This window comes from Halomonas sp. PBN3 (assembly GCF_000475415.1).
In the GTDB taxonomy this organism is placed as follows: Bacteria; Pseudomonadota; Gammaproteobacteria; order Pseudomonadales; family Halomonadaceae; genus Halomonas; species Halomonas shengliensis.
The window spans coordinates 25,324-43,740 of record NZ_AXCA01000112.1 but is presented as its reverse complement, the minus strand read 5'-3'; the positions used below and the strand labels follow the sequence as shown (position 1 = coordinate 43,740).

Below are 18,417 nucleotides of genomic sequence, written 5' to 3'. Positions count from 1 at the left end.
CCCCATCAAAAGCGTTATCGAGCACAGCACTATCGGGACATTCGAGGGAGCAAGCGTATGGTGACCGCGATCCAGGCCGTTGGCCGCTCACGGCTGTTGGCGTTCGGGCTGCTGGTGAGCCTGGCGGTGCTGCTGGCCACGGCGGCGCAGGCCAATCCCAAGTATGCGGCCATCGTCGTCGACGTGGAGAGCGGCGAGATCCTCCACGCCGCCAACGCCGAGGAGACCCGCTACCCGGCCTCGCTGACCAAGATGATGACCCTCTACCTGCTGTTCGAGGCGCTGGAAGGGCGCAGCATAAGCCTCGACCAGCCGCTGCCGGTCTCCTCCTATGCCGCTTCCAAGCCCGCCTCCAAGCTCTACGTGAAGGCCGGCTCGACCATTCCGGTGGAGACCGCCATCCAGGCGCTGATCATCAAGTCGGCCAACGACGTGGCGGTGGTGGTGGCCGAGGCCCTCGGCGGCAGCGAGAGCCACTTCGCCCGCATGATGACCGCCAAGGCCCGCGAGCTGGGCATGCACGACACCACCTTCCGTAATCCCCACGGCCTGCCCGACGCCGGCCAGACCACCACCGCCCGCGACATGGCGACCCTGTCGCTGCGCCTGATGCAGGATTTCCCCCAGTACTACCACTACTTCTCGCGCACCCGCTTCGCCTGGAAGGGCAAGACCATCACCGGCCACAACCGCCTACTCGACAACTACCCCGGTGCCGACGGCCTCAAGACCGGCTTCATCCGCGCCTCGGGCTTCAACGTGGCCACCTCGGCGGTGCGTGATGGCCGTCGCCTGGTGTCGGTGGTGATGGGGGGCTTCACCGCCGCCTCCCGCGACGCCCATATGGCGGACCTGCTGGATCGCGGCTTCGTGCGTGCCTCGCTGTTCGGGCGCGGCGACTGGGTCGCCTCGGCGGACTTCTCCGGCGAGCGCATGAACCTCGAGCCGACGTTGCCCGCGGCGCGCCCGGTGGTGCCGTCTTCGCCGCCCGCGGTGCAGCTGGCCGCTCGCCAGGCACCGGCCGAGCGCGTCGTCGCACGCCTCGAGCCCGAGCCTCGGCTGGCCAGCCTCGAGGCCCCCGAGCCGCTGCCCCGCGCCAGCTCGGCGCTGCCGGAGACCGCCCAGGGCTCGGCCAACGACCCGATCCGTGAGCTGATCGCCCAGGCCGACGAGCCGGCGAGCCGCACCACCCAGCGCCTCGAGCCGCTGGGGCGCAGCGGCGGCTGGGGCGTCCAGGTGGGCGCCTTCAGCAACCCCGACAACGCCCGCAGCCTGGCCGGCCGCGCCGCCGACCGCCTGGCCAGCGACCTGGCCAACGCCCGGGTCGACATCCACGAGGCGCCGGGGCCCCAGCCGCTGTTCCGGGCCCGGCTGGTCAACCTCGACGAGAACCAGGCCTACCGCGCCTGCCGCAGCCTGGCACGCGACGGCATCGACTGCATGGTGGTCGGCGCCGGCATGTAGCGGTTGCCGTTCGCCTGCGAAGCTTCTAGTCTGATCCCTCTTCCCACCCCGCCGGCTCCCTGCCGGCGTGGTGGCGCCTTTGGAGGCCAGTGCCACGAGGAGACGGGATGTCGGCGTCGATCAAGGGGATCGGGTTCATGTGCCTGGGGGTGCTCTGCCTGGCCGTCGGCGACGCCATCTCCAAGTGGCTCGGCGAGGTGCACTCGCCGCTGCAGATCATCTTCTTCCGCACCCTGGTATCGCTGCCGCTGATCGCGCTGCTGGCCCACTTCGCCGGCGGCCTGCGCAAGCTGCGCACCCGGCGGCCCGGGGTGCACCTGCTGCGCGGGCTGATCTACACCGGCACCATGGGCTGCTTCGTGCTGGGCCTGACCCTGCTGCCCCTAGCCGAGGCCACGGCCATCGCCTTCGTGGCGCCGCTGTTCGTGACCCTGCTCTCGGTGCCGCTCCTCGGCGAGCGCATCGAGGGGCCGGTGCTGGCCGCCTCGCTGGTGGGCTTCGTCGGTGTGCTGATCGTGGTGCGCCCCGGTGGCGAGGCCTTCCATCCGGGGTCCCTGGTGCTGGTGGGGGCGGCGTTCTTCTATGCGCTGATGCTGATTACCGCGCGGCGCTGGGGGGCCACCGAGCACCTCTGGGCCATGGTCTTCCACATGACCCTGGTGCCCTTCGTGATCACCGGGCTGCTGCTGCCCTGGGTGTGGCAGGCGCCGCTGCCGTGGCACTGGCTGGGCTTCCTCGGCTCGGGGCTGTTCGGGGTGGGGGCCACCGCCTTCATCACCCTGGCCTTCCGCCATGCCCCGGCGGCCATCGCCGCCCCTTTCGACTACACCGCCATGCTCTGGGCGGTGGTGCTGGGCTGGTGGTTCTGGGGCGAGATGCCGGACCTCTGGGTGTTCGTGGGCAGCGCCCTGATCATCGGCAGCGGACTGGCCATCGCCTATCGCGAGGGGCGCACCTCGCTCAAGCGCCGCCCCACCGCCTGAGCCGACCTCAGCCCCGCGGGCCGAAGGCGCGCGCCGCCGCCTCGGGGTCCGGCATGCCGCAGATCGCCGAGATCACCGCCAGGCCCTGGGCGCCGGCCTGGCGTGTCGCCGCCACGTGCTCCGCCTTGAGCCCGCCGATGGCCACGCCGGGCAGGGGGCTCGCCGCCGCCAGGGTGGCCAGTCCCGCGAAGCCCAGCGGCTCGGCGTGGTCGTGCTTGCTGGGGGTGGCGAACACCGGGCCGAGCCCCAGGTAGTCGAGGCGCTCGGCGTCGATGCGCGCCAGCTGCTCCAGGGTCTGCACCGAGAGGCCGAGGATCGCCTGCTCCCCCAGCACCGCCCGGGCCTCGGCCACCTCGCCGTCGTCCTGGCCGATATGCAGGCCGTCGGCGCCGCTCTCCACCGCCACGGCCAGGCGGTCGTTGATGATCAGCGGCACGCCGCTGCCGGCCAGTGCCGCCTTGAGCCGCCGCGCCTGGTCGATCAGCTCGCCGTCCGCGGCGTGCTTGTCGCGCAGCTGGACCACCGTGGCGCCGCCGCGCACCGCGGCGACGACGGTCTCCACCAGGCCGTGGCCGGCGCACAGGGCGGGGTCGGTGATCAGATAGAGGGAGAGGTCAAGGCGCATCGATCACCTCCAGGGGCGGCAGGGCAGAGAGTCGGTGTTCGTCGAGGGCATACAGCGCGTCGAGGAAGGCCACGGCGAAGCTGCCGGGGCCGGCCGCCACCTCGCCGGCCTGGCGACCCGCCTCGCCGTAGCAGGCGAGCGCCGCCACAGTGGCGGCGAAGGGATCCTCGGCCCCCACCAGGAAGGCGGCCACCACCCCGGTGAGTGCGCACCCCAGGGTGGTGACCCTTGGCATCAGCGCATGGCCGCCCGGGATACGGGCGAGGCGCCGGCCGTCGGTGACCCGGTCGACCTCGCCGGTCACCGCCACCACGGCATCAATGCGGCGGGCCAGGGCCACTGCGGCCTGCTCGGCGGCTTCGGTGGGATCGCTGCTGTCCACGCCGCGCCCACCGCTTCCCTGATGCTCCAGGGCCAGGATCTCAGAGGCGTTGCCGCGGATCACCGTGGGGCGTCGCTCCAGCAGTCGCCTGCCCGCCGCGCGGCGGTAGGCGGTGGCACCCACCGCCACCGGGTCCAGCACCCAGGGCCTGCCCGCCAGCCGTGCGGCCGCGGCGGCCTCCTCCATGGCCTCGACCCAATGGGGGGAGAGGGTGCCGATATTCACCGTCAGGGCATCGGCGAGGGCGGCGAACTCGGCGGCCTCCTCGCGGGCATGCACCATGGCCGGCGAGGCGCCCAGGGCCAGCAGCACGTTGGCCATGGGGTTCATGGCCACCAGGTTGGTGATGTTATGAATCAGGGGTGCGCGCTCGCGCAGGCGAGCGAGATGGGCGGCGGGGTCGATCGGGCCGCGGGTGGCGGTGGTCATCGTTCCTCCCGGGCGCGGGAGGTGCAGGCGGCGGGGCGGGCTGCACGACTCCCTACGCCGGCATGATCCGGGTCAGGTTCCAAGGGTGCGTCTCAGCCACGGCGATTGCCGCGGCGCCCCTGTCGTCGAGCCACACTATCCACGTCCCGGGGAGGACTGTAAAGGCCGAGCAATGCCTCTGGCGAGGCGCTCGAGCAGCGAGGTTCATGCCATCACATGGAAGCCCGCCAGGGTGATCAGGCTGGCCAGTACCAGGCTGTTGACGGTGTCCCGTGCTTCCTCGTCTTGCCAGCGCTCGGGGGTGAGCAGGACCAGCGCCAGGGTGCCCAGAGCAGCAAGCCCCAGCGGCAGCTCGATGGGTTCCCAGCCGGCGGCCAGCACGCCCAGGGCCAGCAACGCCAGGCCGATGAGCAGCAGCGGCACGATGGCGCGATTCTCGGCGACGAGGGTGTCTGCGAGTGTCATTATCGGACTCCGGGTCATGGTGTTGCCTCGGGTTGCGGCGGTATCAGCATGCACCATGACTGTGGCGCGCCTTCCTTAAGGATTGCTTAAGGTGGCATGACCAGAGTGTGACGGCGCCGATCCCGGTACCTTTCCACCACCCGACAGGCCGTGTATCGCGGCTTGGTGTCGGGCCCTTTCATGATCGTGGTCATCACATGCTTGCATCCCTTCTCCATCGCTGGCGCTGGCTGGGCGCCTGGACCCTGGCCAACCTGCTGCTCGCCTGGCTGATCAGTCTGCGCTACCTCCCCTACATGGCCCCCGAGGGCGCCGAGCAGTGGGGCTACCTGCTGCTGGTGTTCCTCGGCCATATCGGGCTTCTGGTGTGGCTGGGGGCCTTGCCGCTGCTGCTGCTGGCCCCGCTGCTTCGGGCGCCCTGGCTGTGGCTGGTCACCACCCTGTGGGCCGGCCTGTTGCAACTGGTGCTGCTGCTCGACACCTTCGTCTACGCCCAGTACCGCTTCCACCTCAGCGGTTTCATCCTCGATCTGCTGGTCAACGCTGGCGGCGACGTCTTCAGCTTCTCCTGGCTGGCCTGGGCCCTGGCCATCGGCGGTGTGCTGGCGATGCTGGCGCTGCAGGGGGCCCTGGGGTTATGGCTCAAGCGGCGCCCACTGTCGCGGCCGGTGCTGCCGGCACTCGCCCTCGGCCTGCTGGCCCTGCTCGGGGTGCATGGCTGGCACGCCTGGGCCGACGCCCACTACGACCGCGACATCACCGGCATGACTCGCCATGTGCCGCTGTTCTATCCCGCTACCGCCAAGCGCCTGTTCGTCAAGCGGGGCTGGGTCGACCCCCAGGCGGTGCGCGACCGGGTGGAGCTGGAGGCGGCCGAGGGCAAGGCCCATGACCTGGCCTATCCCTCGGCGCCGCTGAGCTGCTCGCCGGCGGCCGCGCCCCACAACCTGCTGCTAGTGGTGCTGGACAGCGTGCGCCACGACCTGCTGACCCCCGAGGTGATGCCCAACCTGAGTCGCTACGCCGGTCGCCCAGGCTGGTACCGGGCCGCCGAGCACTTCAGTGGGGGCAACTCCACCAAGGCGGGGGTGTTCAGCCTCTTCTACGGCCTGCCGGTCACCTACTGGGATGCCTTCACCGGCGGCCAGACGCCGCCGGTGCTGATGGAGAAGCTCGAGGCCGCCAACTATCGTTTCCAGGTGCTCTCCTCGGCGACCCTGGTGAGCCCCGCCTTCGACCGCAACGTCTTCGCCGGCCTTGAGGACGTCTCGCTGACCCCGGCCCAGGGCGAGCCCTGGGAGCGCGACCGGAAGATCACCGACGACTGGCTGGCCTGGATGGAGGCCTCGGCGGAGGCGCCCGACGCTGCGCCCTTCTTCGGCTTCCTCTTCTATGACGCCGTGCATGGTTACAGCCATCCCCCCGACTTCCCGCGCTTCACTCCCTACTGGGAGCAGATCAACCATATGGCACTGGGTCCTGACTTCGACCCCGAGCCCTACTGGAATCGCTACCGTACCGCGGCGCGCTACGTGGATGCGCAGCTCGGACGAGTGCTTGACGACCTCGAGCGACGCGGCAGGCTCGACGATACCGCCGTGGTGATCACCTCGGACCACGGCGAGTCGTTCAACGAGCATGGGCGGAACTACTGGGGACACGGCAGCAACTACACCCCGGAGCAGGTCCAGGTACCGCTGGTGATGCACCTGCCGGGGCGCCCCGGCGGTGTGCTCGAGGGGCGCACCCAGCATGCCGATATCGCCCCGACGCTGCTGGAGGAACTGCTCGGCTGTGAGGCCGCCCCCGAGCGCTATACCCTGGGGCGCAGCCTGCTCGCCCCCGGCGCCCCACGCGACTGGCTGCTCTCCGGTAGCTACATGGGCTACGGCATCCTGTTGCCGGAGTACCAGATCGCGGTGCATCCGACTGGCGCCTTCGAGGCCTACGACTACCGCATGAACGAGCTCGAGGAGGTGCGCCCGGCCCCCGAGGTCTCCCGCGAGGTGCTGCAGGCGCTGTCGCGCTTCTATCGTTGAGCGGCACCGGGTGAAGATGAACGGCGCATGAATGCGGCGTTAAGGCTGGCGTCAGCCTGGGTGCGGTACAACGGTCGTCGTGCATCGACCGAGGAGGATGACGACATGAACTGGCTGGATTCCGAACAACGTTACGGCGCCGTCTCGCGGGCGCTTCACTGGAGCATGGCCACGCTGCTGCTTCTGATGCTGGGCACCGAGTGGCTGGCGGAGATCGTCGGGATGAGCGAGCGCGAGGCGATGGCACTGCACAAGAGCGTGGGGGTGCTGCTGCTGGGGTTGCTGGTGTTCCGGTTGCTGTGGCGCCGGGTCAACCACGGCCGGCTCGAGGCCCATGCGCACTGGAAGTGGGCGGCCCGGTTGGGGCACCTGGCGCTCTACGCGGCGATGCTGGTGATCCCTGTGAGCGGCCTGCTCGTCGCCCTGGGCAGCGGCCAGGGCGTGGAGTTCTTCGGCCTGCCGCTGATCGCCCCGGGGGCGGAGATCGAGTGGCTGGAGGAGGCCGCCGAGGAGACCCACGAGGTGCTGGCCAACCTGCTGTGGCTGCTGATCGGCGGCCACGTGGCGGCCAGCCTGGCGCACCAGTTCTGGCTGCGCGACCACACCCTGAAGCGCATGGCCTGAATATTCTGCTACTCCTGCGTGATCAGCGCTCCGGGGGCTTGTGCCTCCGGGGCGCGGCAGTTTGCCGTCAGGTCCAGGGCGTCCTTGCGAACCTCGCTCTCCACACCAAGCAGCCCGAGCAGAGAGTGGAACAGGTGGGCATGGCTCAGTGAGGCGTCACGCTGGGCAGTGAGGCAGTCGCTCGTCAGTCGTTGGCTGCCCAGGAAATCATCGGATGCCCACCACACCATGGGCACGCGGGTCTGCTCCCGAGGAGCGATGGCGTAGGGCAGGCCGTGCAGATAGATCCCCTTCTCGCCCAGTGACTCCCCGTGGTCGGAGACGTACAGCATGGCCGTGGTCAGGGATTGACTCTCCTCCAGCACGCCGATGATCCCGTCCAGTACGCTGTCGGTATACAGGATCGCGTTGTCGTAGCTGTTCACGATCGCCTCCCGTTCACACTGGGCCAGGTCGGCCGTGTCACAGGTAGGCGTGAAGGCCCGAAAGTCCTCCGGGTAGCGCTGGAAGTAGCTGGGGCCGTGGTTGCCCAGCATATGCAGCACGATCACCGTATCGCCGCTGATCGAAGCAACCTGACCTTTCAACGCCTCGATCAGCACGCCATCGAGGCAACCCTCCTCTCCGCACAGTTCGGGGTGGGCATCCGGCGATGGTGAGACCCGTTCCACGCCATCGCAGATCCCCTTGCAGCCCGACTGGTTGTCGATCCACACCACGCGGTAGCCGGCGCGCTGCACCACATCCAGCAGCGACTCGTGGCTGCGGGTGAAGCGCTCGTCGTAGTCGTCTCGCCCCTGGGGGGAGAACAGGCAGGGCAGCGAGACGGCGGTGCTGGTCCCGCAGCTGGCGACGTCAGGGAAGTTGACGACGTCACGCTCGGCCAGGCGCGGGGTGGTCTGCCGTGCATAGCCGGAGAGTCCCCAGTTGGCGGCGCGCACCGTCTCGCCGACCACCAGCACCAGCAGCCGGGGTGTGCCGTCGGCGCGCGGCAGGCGCCGTGCATCCTCGCCGATGGGTAGGCGCTCCTCGGGCAGCGGTGGGGGCGCCGCCATCACCTGGCCGGTGGAGACGATGGCATTGCCCGGTGTCACCAGATAGCGCAGCTCGTGATGGTTGCGCATCAGCGAGGAGAGGCTCTGGAAGGAGAGCAGCAGCGCCCCGGCGAGCACGACGACACTGCCCAGCCACCACACTGCGCCGGCCCCCAGGCCACGCTGCCAGCTGCGCCGCCGCAGAGGCCAGCCCCATACCAGGGACAACGGCAGCAGGCCGAACAGCAACAGGTAGAGCGCCAGTCCCGGGGTGAGCAGCTCGCCCGCCTCCCGGGTATCGGTCTGCAGCACGTTGTCGATCATGTGGGTATCGAAGTAGGTGCCGTAGTGGCCGGTGAAATAGCTTACCGCAGCGGCGACCAGCACCAGGGCGGTCAGCAAGGGTTTGGCGGTGGTCCGGTTGACGAAAGGCAGGAAGACGACGAGGTGCAGGCCGGTCACCACCACACCGTAGGCGGCCAGCAGGCCCCAGTCGCCGAGTCCCGTGGGCGGCTCGGCCTCGATTACCGCCGACCAGAAGCGTCGGTTGTAGAAGAGTGTGAAGCTCAGGCACGCCAGCAGGGTCAGGCCCTGGGGGGAGAGCGCTGGCAGTCGGGAGCGGAACCGCAGGAGACTGTCTATCGGTGAGTCATTGGTTTCAGGCATTGGCTGCGTCCAGAAAGGTAACGCAGCCATGCTGACGGGCTCATCTTAACGAAGCCTTATTTCAGCGGCCCGGGCGTAAAGACTCAGGCGGCCCGCGGCAGCGTCGCCACGGCGCGCAGGCCGCCGCCGGGGGCCTCCTCCAGGCGCAGGCTGCCGCCGTGGCGGGCCAGCAGGCGCTCGACGATGGAGAGCCCCAGGCCGGCGCCGGCGCCGGGGCCGGCGCGATGGAAACGCTCGGTAACGCGTTCGCGCTCCGCGGCGGGAATCCCCGGGCCCTGATCATCCACTCGCAGCGTCAGTCGGGTCGCCTCGGCGGCCAGGCTCACCGTTACCCGGCCGCCGTCCGGGGTGTAGCGCAGGGCGTTGCCGACCAGGTTCTGTACCAGGGTGGCGATGGCACCGGGTTCGGTAGCCAACCGCCAGTCACTCTCCTCGTCCGCGGCGAGGTCCAGCGCCTGGCCGCGCTCCACCGCCAGCGGCGAGAGCTCGGCCAGGGCCTCGCGAACCTCGACCAGCAGGTCACTGGCAATCCGGGCGCTCGCCTCCTGCTCCTCCTCCTCGGGCTCCAGGCGCGCCAGCGTCAGCAGCTGGGTGACCAGCCGGGTGGCCCGGGCCACGCCGCGGCGCAGCTCCTCCAGCGCCTCGCGACGGTCGGCGGGGTCCTCGGTGGCCAGGGCGTTCTGGGCGTGCAGGTCGAGCACCGCCAGGGGGGTGCGCAGCTCGTGGGCGGCGTCGGCGATGAAGCGCTTCTCGCGCACCCGCAGCCCGCGGATGCGCTCCAGCAGCCGGTTGAGGGCGCCGACGATGGTGTCCAGCTCCCGGGGCAGGGGGCGCATCACCAGTGGCTGCAGGTTGTGGGGATCACGCTGGCGGATCGCCGCGGCCAGCCGTGACAGCGGCCGCAATCCCCAGCCGGCGGCCCACCACAGCAGCAGTGCCAGCAGCGGCAGGCCGACCAGGTCCGGCAGCAGGGTGCGCAGGGCCACGGCGCGAGTCAGCTCGCCGCGCACGTCGTCGCGCTCGGCGACCATCACCCGCCGCGACGGCTCGGGCAGGTCGAGGACATAGACCCGCCAATCGTGGCCGGCCACCCGGCTGCTGGCATAGCCGGGTGGCGCCTCGGTGAAGGGCTCGGGCGGGGCACTGGCCGAGCGCAGCAACAGCCTGTCTTCCTCCCACAGCTGGAAGGCCAGCTTGCTCTCGTAGCGGTGACCGGGGAGCTCCTTGTCAGACTGCTCGGCGCGCGCCACTGCGCTCTCCAGGCTCGCCAGCAGCGCCTCGCGCTGGTCGTCCGGCAGCGGCGCCTGGATCAGGCCCTCCAGCAGGCGGGCGTTCTGGGCCAGGCTGGCATCGTAGAGCTCCTCGATCTCGTGGGCAGCATAACGATAGCTGACCAGGCCGATGGCCAGCATGCTGACCCCGAACACCAGCAGCACAAGTCCCAGGGTTCGGCGACGAATGGAGGTCACACCTCGGCCTCCTGCGGCGCGCGGTCCAGCACATAGCCGATGCCGCGCACTGTGCGGATCAGGCCGGGGAAGAGCTTGCGACGCAGGTGGTGGACATGCACCTCGATGGCGTTGCTCTCCACGTCTTCCTCCCACCCGTAGACCAGCCGGGTCAGGGTGTCGCGGGTGAAGACCCGCCCGGGGTGGCCCATGAATTCCTGGAGCAGGGTGAACTCGCGGCGCGAGAGCGGGATCACCTCGCCGCGATAGCACACTTCCCGGCTGGCGGGATCGAGGCGGATGCCGCGACACTCCAGCATTGGGCTGGCCTGGCCCTGGCTGCGGCGCAGCAGGGCACGCAGGCGTGCCTTGAGCTCGGCGACCTCGAAGGGCTTGACCAGGTAGTCGTCGGCGCCGGCGTCGAGGCCTTTGATGCGGTCGTCGACGGCGTCCCGGGCGGTCAGCACCAGCACCGGGATCCGATTGCCGCCGCGCCGCACGGCTTCCAGCACCCGCATGCCGTCGAGCCCGGGCAGGCCCAGGTCGAGGATCACCGCGTCGAAGGGTTCGCTGCCCTGCAGGGCGGTGAGTGCCACGGCGCCATCGGCGAGATGGTCCACGGTGTAGTGCTCTGGCTTGAGGGCCAGGCGGATGCCCGAGGCCAGGCTCGGGTCATCCTCGACCAGCAGGATGCGCATCGTTGGGTCATTGCTCCAGTTGCGACAGCAGGTGGCGGATTTCCTCGCGGCGGCCGGCATCGGCGAGCTCGCGGCCGGGCCGCGGCGGCGCCTGCAGGGCCTTCTCCAGGGCCTGGCGCGCCTCGGCATCGCGACCCTGCTGGTGCAGATAGTCGCCCCAGAAATAGAGGCTGTCGAGTCCGTCGGGGTTGATGGTGAGCGCCCGCTTGAGGTGCCACTCGGCCTTGTCGTCGTCGCCGAAGCCGATCGGCCAGCCCGGTACCTGGTAGTAGAGGGCCCCCAGGCTGGTGTAGGCGGAGCCGTTCAGCGCCAGCGGGTCCTGCGCCAGGGCGGCCTCCAGATAGCCGCGCGCCTGCTTGACCAGGCCCAGCGCCCCCAGCCCGCCCTCGGCGCCGGCCTGGCTGGAGCGCACGATGCCGGACCAGATCAGCAGCTCGGCGGAGTCGGGGTGCTCGGCCAGCTGGCGTTCGGCCTCCTTGCCCAGCTCTTCGAGGGCCTTGGCCTGCTGGCTTTCGGGCAGTTCGTAGCGGATCTCGGCCCAGCGGGACTGCAGTGCAGCCACACTCGGGTCGGAACCACCGCCATCGCTCGCGGCCAGGGCGGTGATGGCGCAGAGGCCGCCGAGGCCGGCGACAAGCAGCGTGGCGACAAGACGAGAGATGACAGGGTGAGAGAAGCGTAGCGTGTTCATGGCGTGGTCTCCGAAGTGCCGATAAAGCGGCGGATGACGGGAAGCTGGCGCGCCAGGGCGCGGTCGACCACCCCCGGCAGCAGGGCGTTGAGGCGCACGAAGAGGCGTTCGGGCCTGCCCAGCTGGGCCTCCTGGCGGCCGCGCTCGACGGCGCTGAGAACCGCCTGGGCTACCCGGGCGGGGCTGTCCATGGCGTTGCCCAGGGCCGCGTTCATGGCTTCCACCTCGGGGGCGTTCATGGCGGTGCGGGTGGCCCGGGGCGAGACATGCAGCACCCGCACCCGGGTGTCGGCGAGCTCGCGGCGCAGGGCCTGGCTGAAGCCGCGCAGGGCGAACTTGGTGGCGCAGTAGCCGACCTGGCCGGGGTAACCCAGGGTGCCGAAGGTGGAGCCCAGGGTGACCACCCAGCCCTGGCGTGCCGCCATCAGCTGGGGGAGCAGGGCGCGGGTCAGCTGCAGGGTGGCGGTGAGGTTGAGGGCAATGAGCCGCTCGATCTCGGCATCGGAGCCCTCGGTGAATAGCGCCACCCGGTTCACCCCGGCGGCGTTGATCAGCATGTTGATGTCCGCCTCTCGCGCCGCGGCGACGAGCCTGGCGCGCTCCTCGGCGCGGGTCAGGTCGGCGGGCAGCGCGGTGACCCGGTCGGGATGGCGGTCCGCGGTGGCCGCGAGGGCCTCCGCTCGGCGGCCGGTGATCAGCAGTTGCGCCCCGGCGGCGGCCAACTCGTCCACCAGCGCCTGGCCGATGCCGCCGCTGGCCCCGGTGATCAGCACCCGCTGGGCGGGCCAGCCCCCCTCCGGCAGCCGTGGGCGTCGGGCGAGGCGGTCAGACCAGCGCATCGGAGAGCTCCCGGGCGGCATTGCCGCCGGCACAGCGTGTCTCGACGCCGCGGAACATGGCGCCGTAGAGGCGGTAGACCAGCTTGGCGGTGTCGATCACCGCCGCCAGGTCCTGCTCCTCCAGGCGGTTCACCAGCCCCTCGAAGAAGGCCAGGTGGCCGATATCCAGGCTGCCGTGGGAGGTCAGGTAGCGCACCGCCTCGTCGGGGAGGTCGAGGCTCGCCTGCAGCCGTTCGGCGGCCTGGGTGGCCAGCGCCGTGCTGGTGCCCTCCAGCACCTGGACCATGCCGAAGAAGCCCACCGGGTGGCCATGCTCGATCTCGTCGCGCACGGCAGCCACCATCAGCCGCGTGGCGGGGTCCGCCGGGCGGGCGGCGGCCGCCGCGGCATCGCCACCGGCGGCGCGGATGTCGTCGAGGATCCACTGCTCGTGGCCGTGCTCCTCCTCGATGTACTCCACCAGGGCGCCACGCAGCCACTCCAGACGCTCCGGCAGGCGGGCGCCACAGGCCATCATCAGCGGTACCGTGAAGCGCACGTGGTGGTAGGCCTGGCCGAGGAAGGCGAGGTATTCGTCACGGCTCACCCGGCCGGCCAGGGCGCGGGTCAGCAGCGGAGTGGAGAGCAGCCAGTCGCGCTCTTCACGGGTGGCGTGCTGCAGTTGCTGGTATGGGGTCATGGGGTCACTCCTTGTGGCGCCTGTGAAAGGTGCGGCTCGGGTCGAGTGGGTGCGGCACACAGCCAGCCGCCATGGGCGGCGAGGATGGCGTCGCGGCGCAGGCGGCCGTTGGCCGTCAGCTGGTGGTTGTGGGGGGTGAAGGGGGCGCTGCGGCGCCATTCGTGGACCCGGGCGTAGTCGGGCAGCCCGGCGTTGGCCTCGGCCACCGCGGCAGCCAGCATGGTGTCGTCGACCTCCGCCGAGGCAGGCACCAGCAGCGCGCGGTTGGCGGGCAGCGCCTCGCCGTGCACCAGGGCCTGGGCAATGGCGGGGCGGGCGCAGAGCTCGCCCTCCACCCACTGGGGGTCGACGTTGCGGCCGTAGGCGGTGATGAAGACCTCGCGACGTCGTCCCTCCAGCACCAGGGCGTCGCCCTCCCAGTGCCCCAGGTCACCGGTGGCGTGCCAGGCCGAGGTGGACGTCGGCTCACCGAGATAGCCGAGCATGTTGGCCCCCTGGACCTGCACCTCGCCGTCGTCGGCCAGGCGCACCTTGGCATGGGGCAGCGGCCGGCCCACGCCTCGGGCGGACTCGCCGGGACGGTTGAGGCAGACCACCGAGGCGCATTCCGAGAGGCCGTAGCCCTCGAAGACCGGCCAGCCGCCGTGCCGGGCACGCGCCAGCAGGGTATCGGCGACCCTGGCGCCACCCACCGCCGCGAAGCGCAGGCTCTCGGGGGCCTTCGGGGACGCCTCTACCAGCGCCTGCAGCAGCTGGGGTACCAGGATCAGGCTGTGGGGCCGGCAGGCGTCGAGGGAGGCCAGCGCCCGGTGCGGGTCGAAGCCGCTGGCGCCGCTCCAGCCCAGCTCGGCGACCCCGGGCAGGCAGACGGTGGCGCCCAGCCACAGCGGCACATAGAGGCCGCCGATGTTCTCCAGCAGGGTGGCGAGCGGCAGCATCGCCAGGTGCCGCTCGATGCCCAGTGGTTCGACTACCGCGGCGATACTCTCGGCCACGGCCAGCGGGGCGGCGGCATCCAGGCAGACTCCCTTGGGAGTGCCGCTGGTGCCGGAGGTGAAGGTGATGCGGGTGGTGCCGGGATGCAGCTCCGGTGGCGAGGCGATGTGTCGGGTGGCGAGGGCCGGGTCCCGCGTGGTAGCGAAGCCATGGGCCTCGCCGCCGGGGCCGATCCAGGCGTCGAGCCCGGCAGCCTCCACCAGGTGGTGGCGCTGGGCAGCGCTGAAGAAGGCGGGCACCGGCACCGCCACGCGGCCATCCTGCAGCAGCGCCAGGTCCCACAGCGCCCAGTCGATGCCGTTGTCCAGGGCCAGGGCGACCCGCGCGGCGCCGGCATCGGCCAGCCGCTGTCGGCGTGACTCGATCTCGCCCGGCAGTTCGGCGAAGGAGACCCGCCGCTGCCCCTCCTCCAGGGCGATACGGGTCGGGCGCTCCTCGGCGTGGTGGGTCAGCTGCGCGAGGAAGGCCTCAGGCGAGGTGCGCATGGGCTACCTCCGCCGGACGGGGCAGGCTCGAGGGCAGCAGGCCGCGTTCTCCCAGTTCACGATGGGCGCGGCGCAGGTCGCCGGCCATGACCCAAGGGCGGCGCTCATAGTAGCGGCCCCAGCTGGCCTGTTCGGCGCCGAGGCGTGCCGGGTCGGCGACCATCACCGGCTCCAGGGTAAGGCCCAGGCGACGAATGCCGTTGGCCACCTCGGGGGTGGCGGTGAACAGCAGCCAGCCGATGCCCTCGCGGCCGAGCTGGTCCACCAGATGCAGGAAGAGCGGACGCTGCAGGCCGGGACGGCGGCTGGCCAGGTTGCCGATCTCGGCGACCTGGTGGCGGGCCACGGGGCGGGCGAAGCGTTCGGCCAGCAGGCGCTCGGCGCAAACGTCCAGGTAGCGCTCCTGGAACAGCGGGCCGCTCGCCGCCGAGCGCACCCCCACCGCGGCCTCGGCCCGCTCACCCAGCCACAGGCCGAAGAGGCGCGGCAGCAGCTGGGTGATGGAGGCGCCATGCTCCTCGGCGAAGCGGCGACGGATCAGGTGCTCCAGGCGGCGGCGCCGGGTCCAGTGGCGCGCCTCGCGCCACTGCAGCGGCGAGGGGGTGGTCGCGGCCGGCAGGCAGGGCAGTCGTCTCGGTTCAGGCATCGGGTCGTCTCCATGACGTTTCACCGATACTCTGGTCTCGACAACTTAACGCAGGCTTAAGCCCTGGCCCGGAATGCTGTGCGCTACCTCGGGCGTCAGGGGGCCGGGGCGGCGGCGCCCAGGAAGCGCTCCTGCCAGTAGGCGATCTCCACCGGCGAGGTCTCTACCCGGCGGCCACGGCCGGGGGCGTGGATCATCTGCCCGTCGCCGCGGTAGATACCCACGTGGCTGGCCTTGCCACCCCCGCTGGTATCGAAGAACAGCAGGTCGCCGGGGCGGGCGCGATCCACTTCCGGCAGGGCCCGGAATTGGTCATCGGCGGTGCGCGGCACGGGGATACCGGCGGCCTGATAGGCCAGTTGCACCAGTCCCGAGCAGTCGACGCCCGAGGGCGTGTTGCCACCGAAGCGGTAGGGCGTGCCCAGGGCGCGCTCGGCGGCGGCCAGGATCAGCACACGGTCGATGGAGAGGCCCTCGTGGGGCGGCGGGTCCTCCACCGCCAGCTCCTTGCCGGCACAGCCGGCGAGCAGGGTGAGGGCGACCATCAGTAGCCACACCCGCCAGAGATCACGAACCGGCATGCGAATCGCTCCTTGCAGTGGATATCCCCCTACATTAGCGCTGGCCGCCACTGGTGGGGAAGCCATGGGGGAAAGACCGCGGGAAGCTCCTGGAAAAGTGCCACCATCATCCCCATATCCGAGCGTACAGCCACGCATCACAAGGAGTCGACATGAGCTTTACCGGCGAACAACACCCCGGCGTAGAGGCCCCCACCGCCGAGTCCCAGGGCTTCCGCCTCAATCACACCATGCTGCGGGTCAAGGATCCCGAGAAGGCCCTGGCCTTCTACTCGAGGGTATTCGGCATGTCGGTGGTGCGTCGCCTCGACTTCGAGGAGATGCAGTTCTCGCTCTACTTCCTGGCCCGGCTGGAGCAGGGCGATGACGTGCCGGAGGACGCCGGCCAGCGCACCGTCTGGACCTTCAGCCAGAAGGGCCTGCTGGAACTGACCCACAACTGGGGCACCGAGGAGCAGACCGACTTCGCCTATCACGACGGCAATGCCGAGCCCCAGGGCTTCGGCCATATCTGCTTCAGCGTGCCGGATCTCGACGCCGCCGAGGCGTGGTTCGACGCCAACGACGTCACCTTCGTCAAGCGCGCCGACCAGGGCAAGATGAAGGACGTGGTGTTCGTGAAGGACGCCGACGGCTACTGGATCGAGGTGGTCCAGGCCGATCGCCTTGCCGCCATGGGCGACTGAGGACGCGCCACTGGCCAGGTGCCGCCTGCGGGCGGCGTTTTTGCCATCCTCTCCGACGGGCGATAAGGTCATGCTCGAATCCATGCATGGCATGACCTGCCAAGGAGACCCGATGAACCTGTCCCGTCGTCCCCTTACCCTTACCCTTACCCTGGCGCTGGCCGGCGCCCTGCTGGCTGCCCCTCTGACCTGGAGCAGTGCGGTCCTCGCCGAGGAGCCGGCCCAGGTGCGCTTCTCCGTGCCCGCCTGGCCCGGGGTTACCGTCAAGACCGCCCTGGCTGCCCAGCTGCTCGAGACGCTGGGCTATGAGGTGAGCCAGGAGGAGCTCGGTTCCACCATTACCTACGAGGCCCTCACCCAGGGCGAGCTGGATGCCTTCCTTGCCGCCTGGCTGCCGGGCCAGCAGGGCATGTACGAGACCACCATGGAGAAGGAGGTGCTGGTCGATCTGGGCAACAACGTCGACGGTGCCCGCCTGGGCTTCGCCGTGCCCACCTATGTCTATGAGGCCGGCGTGACCTCCGCCGAGGATCTGGCCGACGAGGAGTTCGCCGAGAAGCTCGAGCGCACCATCTACTCCATCGAGGTAGGCTCCGGCATGAGCGAGATCCTCAACGGGGCGGTGGACGACGACACCTACGGCCTCGGCGACTGGACCCTCTCCGAGACCTCCACGCCGGGCATGCTCAGCGCAGTGGACTCGGCGCTGGACCGCGAGGAGTGGATCGTCTTCGCGGGCTGGACGCCGCACTGGATGAACATCGAATACGACGTCAGGTACCTGGAGGACCCCGAGGACATGTGGGGGCCGGACCAGGGGCGCAGCGACGTCAAGACGCTGGTGACCACGGACTTCTCCGAGTCCAATCCCAACGCTACCCGGCTGCTCGACCAATTGGTATTCAGCGCCGACGACCAGAGCGCCATGATTCTCGGCTTCAGCTACGAGGAGCGCGAGCCCGAGGAGGTCGCCCTGCAGTGGCTGCGCGACAATCCCGAGCGGGTCGAGGCCTTCCTCGAGGGCGTGACCACCCGTGATGGCGAGCCGGCCTGGCCGCTGGTGCAGCAGGCGCTGGAGATTCCCGACGCCTGATTTCGCGACATTGGCTCGCAATGAGACGAGGCCGCCCCGGTAACGGGGCGGCCTCGTTACTGTCGGGGAGCATCGCTCCTCACGCGAAGGCGTAGACGTCCATGGCCAGCACACCGTGCTCCACGCTGTGGTGCAGGCGTCTGCCCGGCCCGCCGGCGCCCAGCGCCACCAGCAGCGGCTGAAAGTGCTCCGGCGAGGGGTGGTTCTCGCGGGCCTTGGGGCCCTGCTCCCAGGCCAGCAGCGCCTCGCGGTCGTCCGCCGCCAGCCGCGCCTCGACCCAGTCGGCGAACTCGCCCACCCAGGGCGGCATCTCGGCGTCCAGCGGCAGCATCTCGTAGAGGTTGTGAGTCAGGCTGCCGGAGCCGATGACCAGGATATCCTCCTCGCGCAGCGCGGCGAGCCGCTCGCCCAGGGCGACCAGCTCAGCGTTGGACCACAGCATCGGCAGCGACAGCGAGACCACCGGCACCTCGGCCGCGGGGAACATCAGCGACAGCGGCACCCAGGCGCCGTGGTCCAGGCCGCGCTCGGTGGGCACGGCGTTGAGCTCCCGGGCCAGGCGCCTGGCCAGCTCGGGCTCGCCGGGTGCCGGGTACTGGACCGCGAAGAGCTCCCGGGGGAAGCCGCCGAAGTCGTGGATGGTCTCCGGGCGTGCGCTGGTGCTGACCAGCAGCTGGCGGCTGGCCCAGTGGGCCGAGACCACCACCACGGCACGCGGGCGATAGTCGCGGCCCAGGTCGCGCAGGAAGGCGTGGGCCGGGGTCTCGGTCAGGGCCAGCATCGGTGAACCGTGGGAGATGAACAGGCTGGGCAGCATCTTGGCTCTCCTTGAATGGGTGGCGTCGGTGATGCCGACCACTCTAC

19 protein-coding genes and 1 riboswitch are annotated in these 18,417 nt (G+C 70.4%); of the genes, 6 read left to right on the top strand and 13 right to left on the bottom strand.

The genetic code is table 11. The annotated features are described in order from the left end of the window. The first annotated feature begins 57 nt into the window (after nt 1–57). Both Q673_RS24215 and Q673_RS24210 read left to right on the top strand, forming a co-directional pair. Nucleotides 58–1,464 (top strand): D-alanyl-D-alanine carboxypeptidase, encoded by a 1,407-nt coding sequence (locus Q673_RS24215; RefSeq protein WP_023005249.1) that lies wholly within the window; start codon nt 58–60, stop codon nt 1,462–1,464. Nucleotides 1,465–1,571: 107 nt separating this feature from the next. Next, on the top strand, nt 1,572–2,447 hold the full coding sequence (locus Q673_RS24210; protein ID WP_023005248.1) for a DMT family transporter: 876 nt from the start codon (nt 1,572–1,574) through the stop codon (nt 2,445–2,447). Between the two features lie 7 nt (nt 2,448–2,454). Here the strand turns inward: Q673_RS24210 and thiE are convergent, their stop codons facing one another. The 3 genes from thiE to Q673_RS24195 all read right to left on the bottom strand — a co-directional run bounded on the left by thiE (nt 2,455) and on the right by Q673_RS24195 (nt 4,348). Beyond that, nucleotides 2,455–3,072, bottom strand: a complete 618-nt coding sequence (gene thiE / locus Q673_RS24205; protein WP_023005247.1) for a thiamine phosphate synthase — start codon at nt 3,070–3,072, stop codon at nt 2,455–2,457. Further along, complete coding sequence (gene thiM, locus Q673_RS24200) at nt 3,062–3,883, bottom strand: hydroxyethylthiazole kinase (protein WP_023005246.1); 822 nt, start codon at nt 3,881–3,883, stop codon at nt 3,062–3,064. Before thiM ends, thiE begins: the two co-directional genes overlap by 11 nt. A 32-nt stretch (nt 3,884–3,915) precedes the next feature. Further along, nucleotides 3,916–4,014, bottom strand: a riboswitch (TPP riboswitch). 73 nt (nt 4,015–4,087) lie between these two features. Continuing rightward, nucleotides 4,088–4,348 (bottom strand): hypothetical protein, encoded by a 261-nt coding sequence (locus Q673_RS24195; protein ID WP_023005245.1) that lies wholly within the window; start codon nt 4,346–4,348, stop codon nt 4,088–4,090. Nucleotides 4,349–4,545: 197 nt separating this feature from the next. On the opposite strand from Q673_RS24195, the gene Q673_RS24190 reads away from it, so the two are divergent. Together Q673_RS24190 and Q673_RS24185 are read left to right on the top strand one after the other, a co-directional pair. Further along, nucleotides 4,546–6,387, top strand: a complete 1,842-nt coding sequence (locus Q673_RS24190) for a DUF3413 domain-containing protein (protein ID WP_023005244.1) — start codon at nt 4,546–4,548, stop codon at nt 6,385–6,387. 105 nt (nt 6,388–6,492) lie between these two features. Continuing rightward, complete coding sequence (locus Q673_RS24185) at nt 6,493–7,011, top strand: cytochrome b (protein WP_023005243.1); 519 nt, start codon at nt 6,493–6,495, stop codon at nt 7,009–7,011. An 8-nt stretch (nt 7,012–7,019) separates the two neighbouring features. On the opposite strand, the gene Q673_RS24180 is transcribed toward Q673_RS24185, so the two are convergent. From Q673_RS24180 to Q673_RS24140, 9 genes are all read right to left on the bottom strand, one after another. Beyond that, entirely contained in the window at nt 7,020–8,711 is a 1,692-nt protein-coding gene (locus Q673_RS24180) for a phosphoethanolamine transferase (protein WP_023005242.1), read from the bottom strand. Between the two features lie 83 nt (nt 8,712–8,794). Beyond that, nucleotides 8,795–10,180, bottom strand: a complete 1,386-nt coding sequence (locus Q673_RS24175) for an ATP-binding protein (protein ID WP_023005241.1) — start codon at nt 10,178–10,180, stop codon at nt 8,795–8,797. After that, nucleotides 10,177–10,857, bottom strand: a complete 681-nt coding sequence (locus tag Q673_RS24170; RefSeq protein ID WP_023005240.1) for a response regulator — start codon at nt 10,855–10,857, stop codon at nt 10,177–10,179. Before Q673_RS24170 ends, Q673_RS24175 begins: the two co-directional genes overlap by 4 nt. A gap of 7 nt (nt 10,858–10,864) precedes the next feature. Beyond that, nucleotides 10,865–11,548: a hypothetical protein gene (locus Q673_RS24165; protein WP_023005239.1), complete on the bottom strand. Its 684-nt coding sequence runs from the start codon at nt 11,546–11,548 to the stop codon at nt 10,865–10,867. Then, nucleotides 11,545–12,387, bottom strand: a complete 843-nt coding sequence (locus tag Q673_RS24160; protein ID WP_023005238.1) for an SDR family oxidoreductase — start codon at nt 12,385–12,387, stop codon at nt 11,545–11,547. The genes Q673_RS24165 and Q673_RS24160 overlap by 4 nt, the downstream gene beginning before the upstream one ends. Beyond that, on the bottom strand, nt 12,374–13,066 hold the full coding sequence (locus Q673_RS24155; RefSeq protein ID WP_023005237.1) for a TenA family transcriptional regulator: 693 nt from the start codon (nt 13,064–13,066) through the stop codon (nt 12,374–12,376). Before Q673_RS24155 ends, Q673_RS24160 begins: the two co-directional genes overlap by 14 nt. Next, nucleotides 13,063–14,547: an AMP-binding protein gene (locus tag Q673_RS24150; RefSeq protein ID WP_023005236.1), complete on the bottom strand. Its 1,485-nt coding sequence runs from the start codon at nt 14,545–14,547 to the stop codon at nt 13,063–13,065. Before Q673_RS24150 ends, Q673_RS24155 begins: the two co-directional genes overlap by 4 nt. After that, nucleotides 14,531–15,193 (bottom strand): thermostable hemolysin, encoded by a 663-nt coding sequence (locus Q673_RS24145; RefSeq protein WP_023005235.1) that lies wholly within the window; start codon nt 15,191–15,193, stop codon nt 14,531–14,533. The genes Q673_RS24150 and Q673_RS24145 overlap by 17 nt, the downstream gene beginning before the upstream one ends. A gap of 95 nt (nt 15,194–15,288) precedes the next feature. Next, nucleotides 15,289–15,774 (bottom strand): C40 family peptidase, encoded by a 486-nt coding sequence (locus Q673_RS24140; protein WP_023005234.1) that lies wholly within the window; start codon nt 15,772–15,774, stop codon nt 15,289–15,291. A gap of 152 nt (nt 15,775–15,926) precedes the next feature. Between Q673_RS24140 and gloA the strand changes: the two genes are divergently transcribed. Further along, nucleotides 15,927–16,460 (top strand): lactoylglutathione lyase, encoded by a 534-nt coding sequence (gloA, locus tag Q673_RS24135; RefSeq protein ID WP_023005233.1) that lies wholly within the window; start codon nt 15,927–15,929, stop codon nt 16,458–16,460. A 112-nt stretch (nt 16,461–16,572) separates the two neighbouring features. After that, entirely contained in the window at nt 16,573–17,553 is a 981-nt protein-coding gene (locus tag Q673_RS24130) for an ABC transporter substrate-binding protein (protein WP_023005232.1), read from the top strand. A gap of 79 nt (nt 17,554–17,632) precedes the next feature. Here the strand turns inward: Q673_RS24130 and Q673_RS24125 are convergent, their stop codons facing one another. Continuing rightward, nucleotides 17,633–18,370, bottom strand: coding sequence for a DODA-type extradiol aromatic ring-opening family dioxygenase (locus Q673_RS24125; protein WP_023005231.1), 738 nt, complete (start codon nt 18,368–18,370; stop codon nt 17,633–17,635). Nucleotides 18,371–18,417: the final 47 nt, after the last annotated feature.

What these genes read in the sequence shown, in the direction of transcription:
- Q673_RS24210 (WP_023005248.1), top strand. Translation starts at nt 1,572, where the DNA reads ATGTCGGCGTCGATCAAGGGGATCGGGTTCATGTGCCTGGGGGTGCTC.
- Q673_RS24170 (WP_023005240.1), bottom strand. Translation starts at nt 10,857, where the DNA reads ATGCGCATCCTGCTGGTCGAGGATGACCCGAGCCTGGCCTCGGGCATC.
- Q673_RS24190 (WP_023005244.1), top strand. Translation starts at nt 4,546, where the DNA reads ATGCTTGCATCCCTTCTCCATCGCTGGCGCTGGCTGGGCGCCTGGACC.
- Q673_RS24215 (WP_023005249.1), top strand. Translation starts at nt 58, where the DNA reads ATGGTGACCGCGATCCAGGCCGTTGGCCGCTCACGGCTGTTGGCGTTC.
- Q673_RS24145 (WP_023005235.1), bottom strand. Translation starts at nt 15,193, where the DNA reads ATGCCTGAACCGAGACGACTGCCCTGCCTGCCGGCCGCGACCACCCCC.
- thiM (WP_023005246.1), bottom strand. Translation starts at nt 3,883, where the DNA reads ATGACCACCGCCACCCGCGGCCCGATCGACCCCGCCGCCCATCTCGCT.
- thiE (WP_023005247.1), bottom strand. Translation starts at nt 3,072, where the DNA reads ATGCGCCTTGACCTCTCCCTCTATCTGATCACCGACCCCGCCCTGTGC.
- Q673_RS24140 (WP_023005234.1), bottom strand. Translation starts at nt 15,774, where the DNA reads ATGCCGGTTCGTGATCTCTGGCGGGTGTGGCTACTGATGGTCGCCCTC.
- gloA (WP_023005233.1), top strand. Translation starts at nt 15,927, where the DNA reads ATGAGCTTTACCGGCGAACAACACCCCGGCGTAGAGGCCCCCACCGCC.
- Q673_RS24155 (WP_023005237.1), bottom strand. Translation starts at nt 13,066, where the DNA reads ATGACCCCATACCAGCAACTGCAGCACGCCACCCGTGAAGAGCGCGAC.
- Q673_RS24125 (WP_023005231.1), bottom strand. Translation starts at nt 18,370, where the DNA reads ATGCTGCCCAGCCTGTTCATCTCCCACGGTTCACCGATGCTGGCCCTG.
- Q673_RS24165 (WP_023005239.1), bottom strand. Translation starts at nt 11,548, where the DNA reads ATGAACACGCTACGCTTCTCTCACCCTGTCATCTCTCGTCTTGTCGCC.
- Q673_RS24160 (WP_023005238.1), bottom strand. Translation starts at nt 12,387, where the DNA reads ATGCGCTGGTCTGACCGCCTCGCCCGACGCCCACGGCTGCCGGAGGGG.
- Q673_RS24150 (WP_023005236.1), bottom strand. Translation starts at nt 14,547, where the DNA reads ATGCGCACCTCGCCTGAGGCCTTCCTCGCGCAGCTGACCCACCACGCC.
- Q673_RS24130 (WP_023005232.1), top strand. Translation starts at nt 16,573, where the DNA reads ATGAACCTGTCCCGTCGTCCCCTTACCCTTACCCTTACCCTGGCGCTG.
- Q673_RS24180 (WP_023005242.1), bottom strand. Translation starts at nt 8,711, where the DNA reads ATGCCTGAAACCAATGACTCACCGATAGACAGTCTCCTGCGGTTCCGC.
- Q673_RS24185 (WP_023005243.1), top strand. Translation starts at nt 6,493, where the DNA reads ATGAACTGGCTGGATTCCGAACAACGTTACGGCGCCGTCTCGCGGGCG.
- Q673_RS24195 (WP_023005245.1), bottom strand. Translation starts at nt 4,348, where the DNA reads ATGACACTCGCAGACACCCTCGTCGCCGAGAATCGCGCCATCGTGCCG.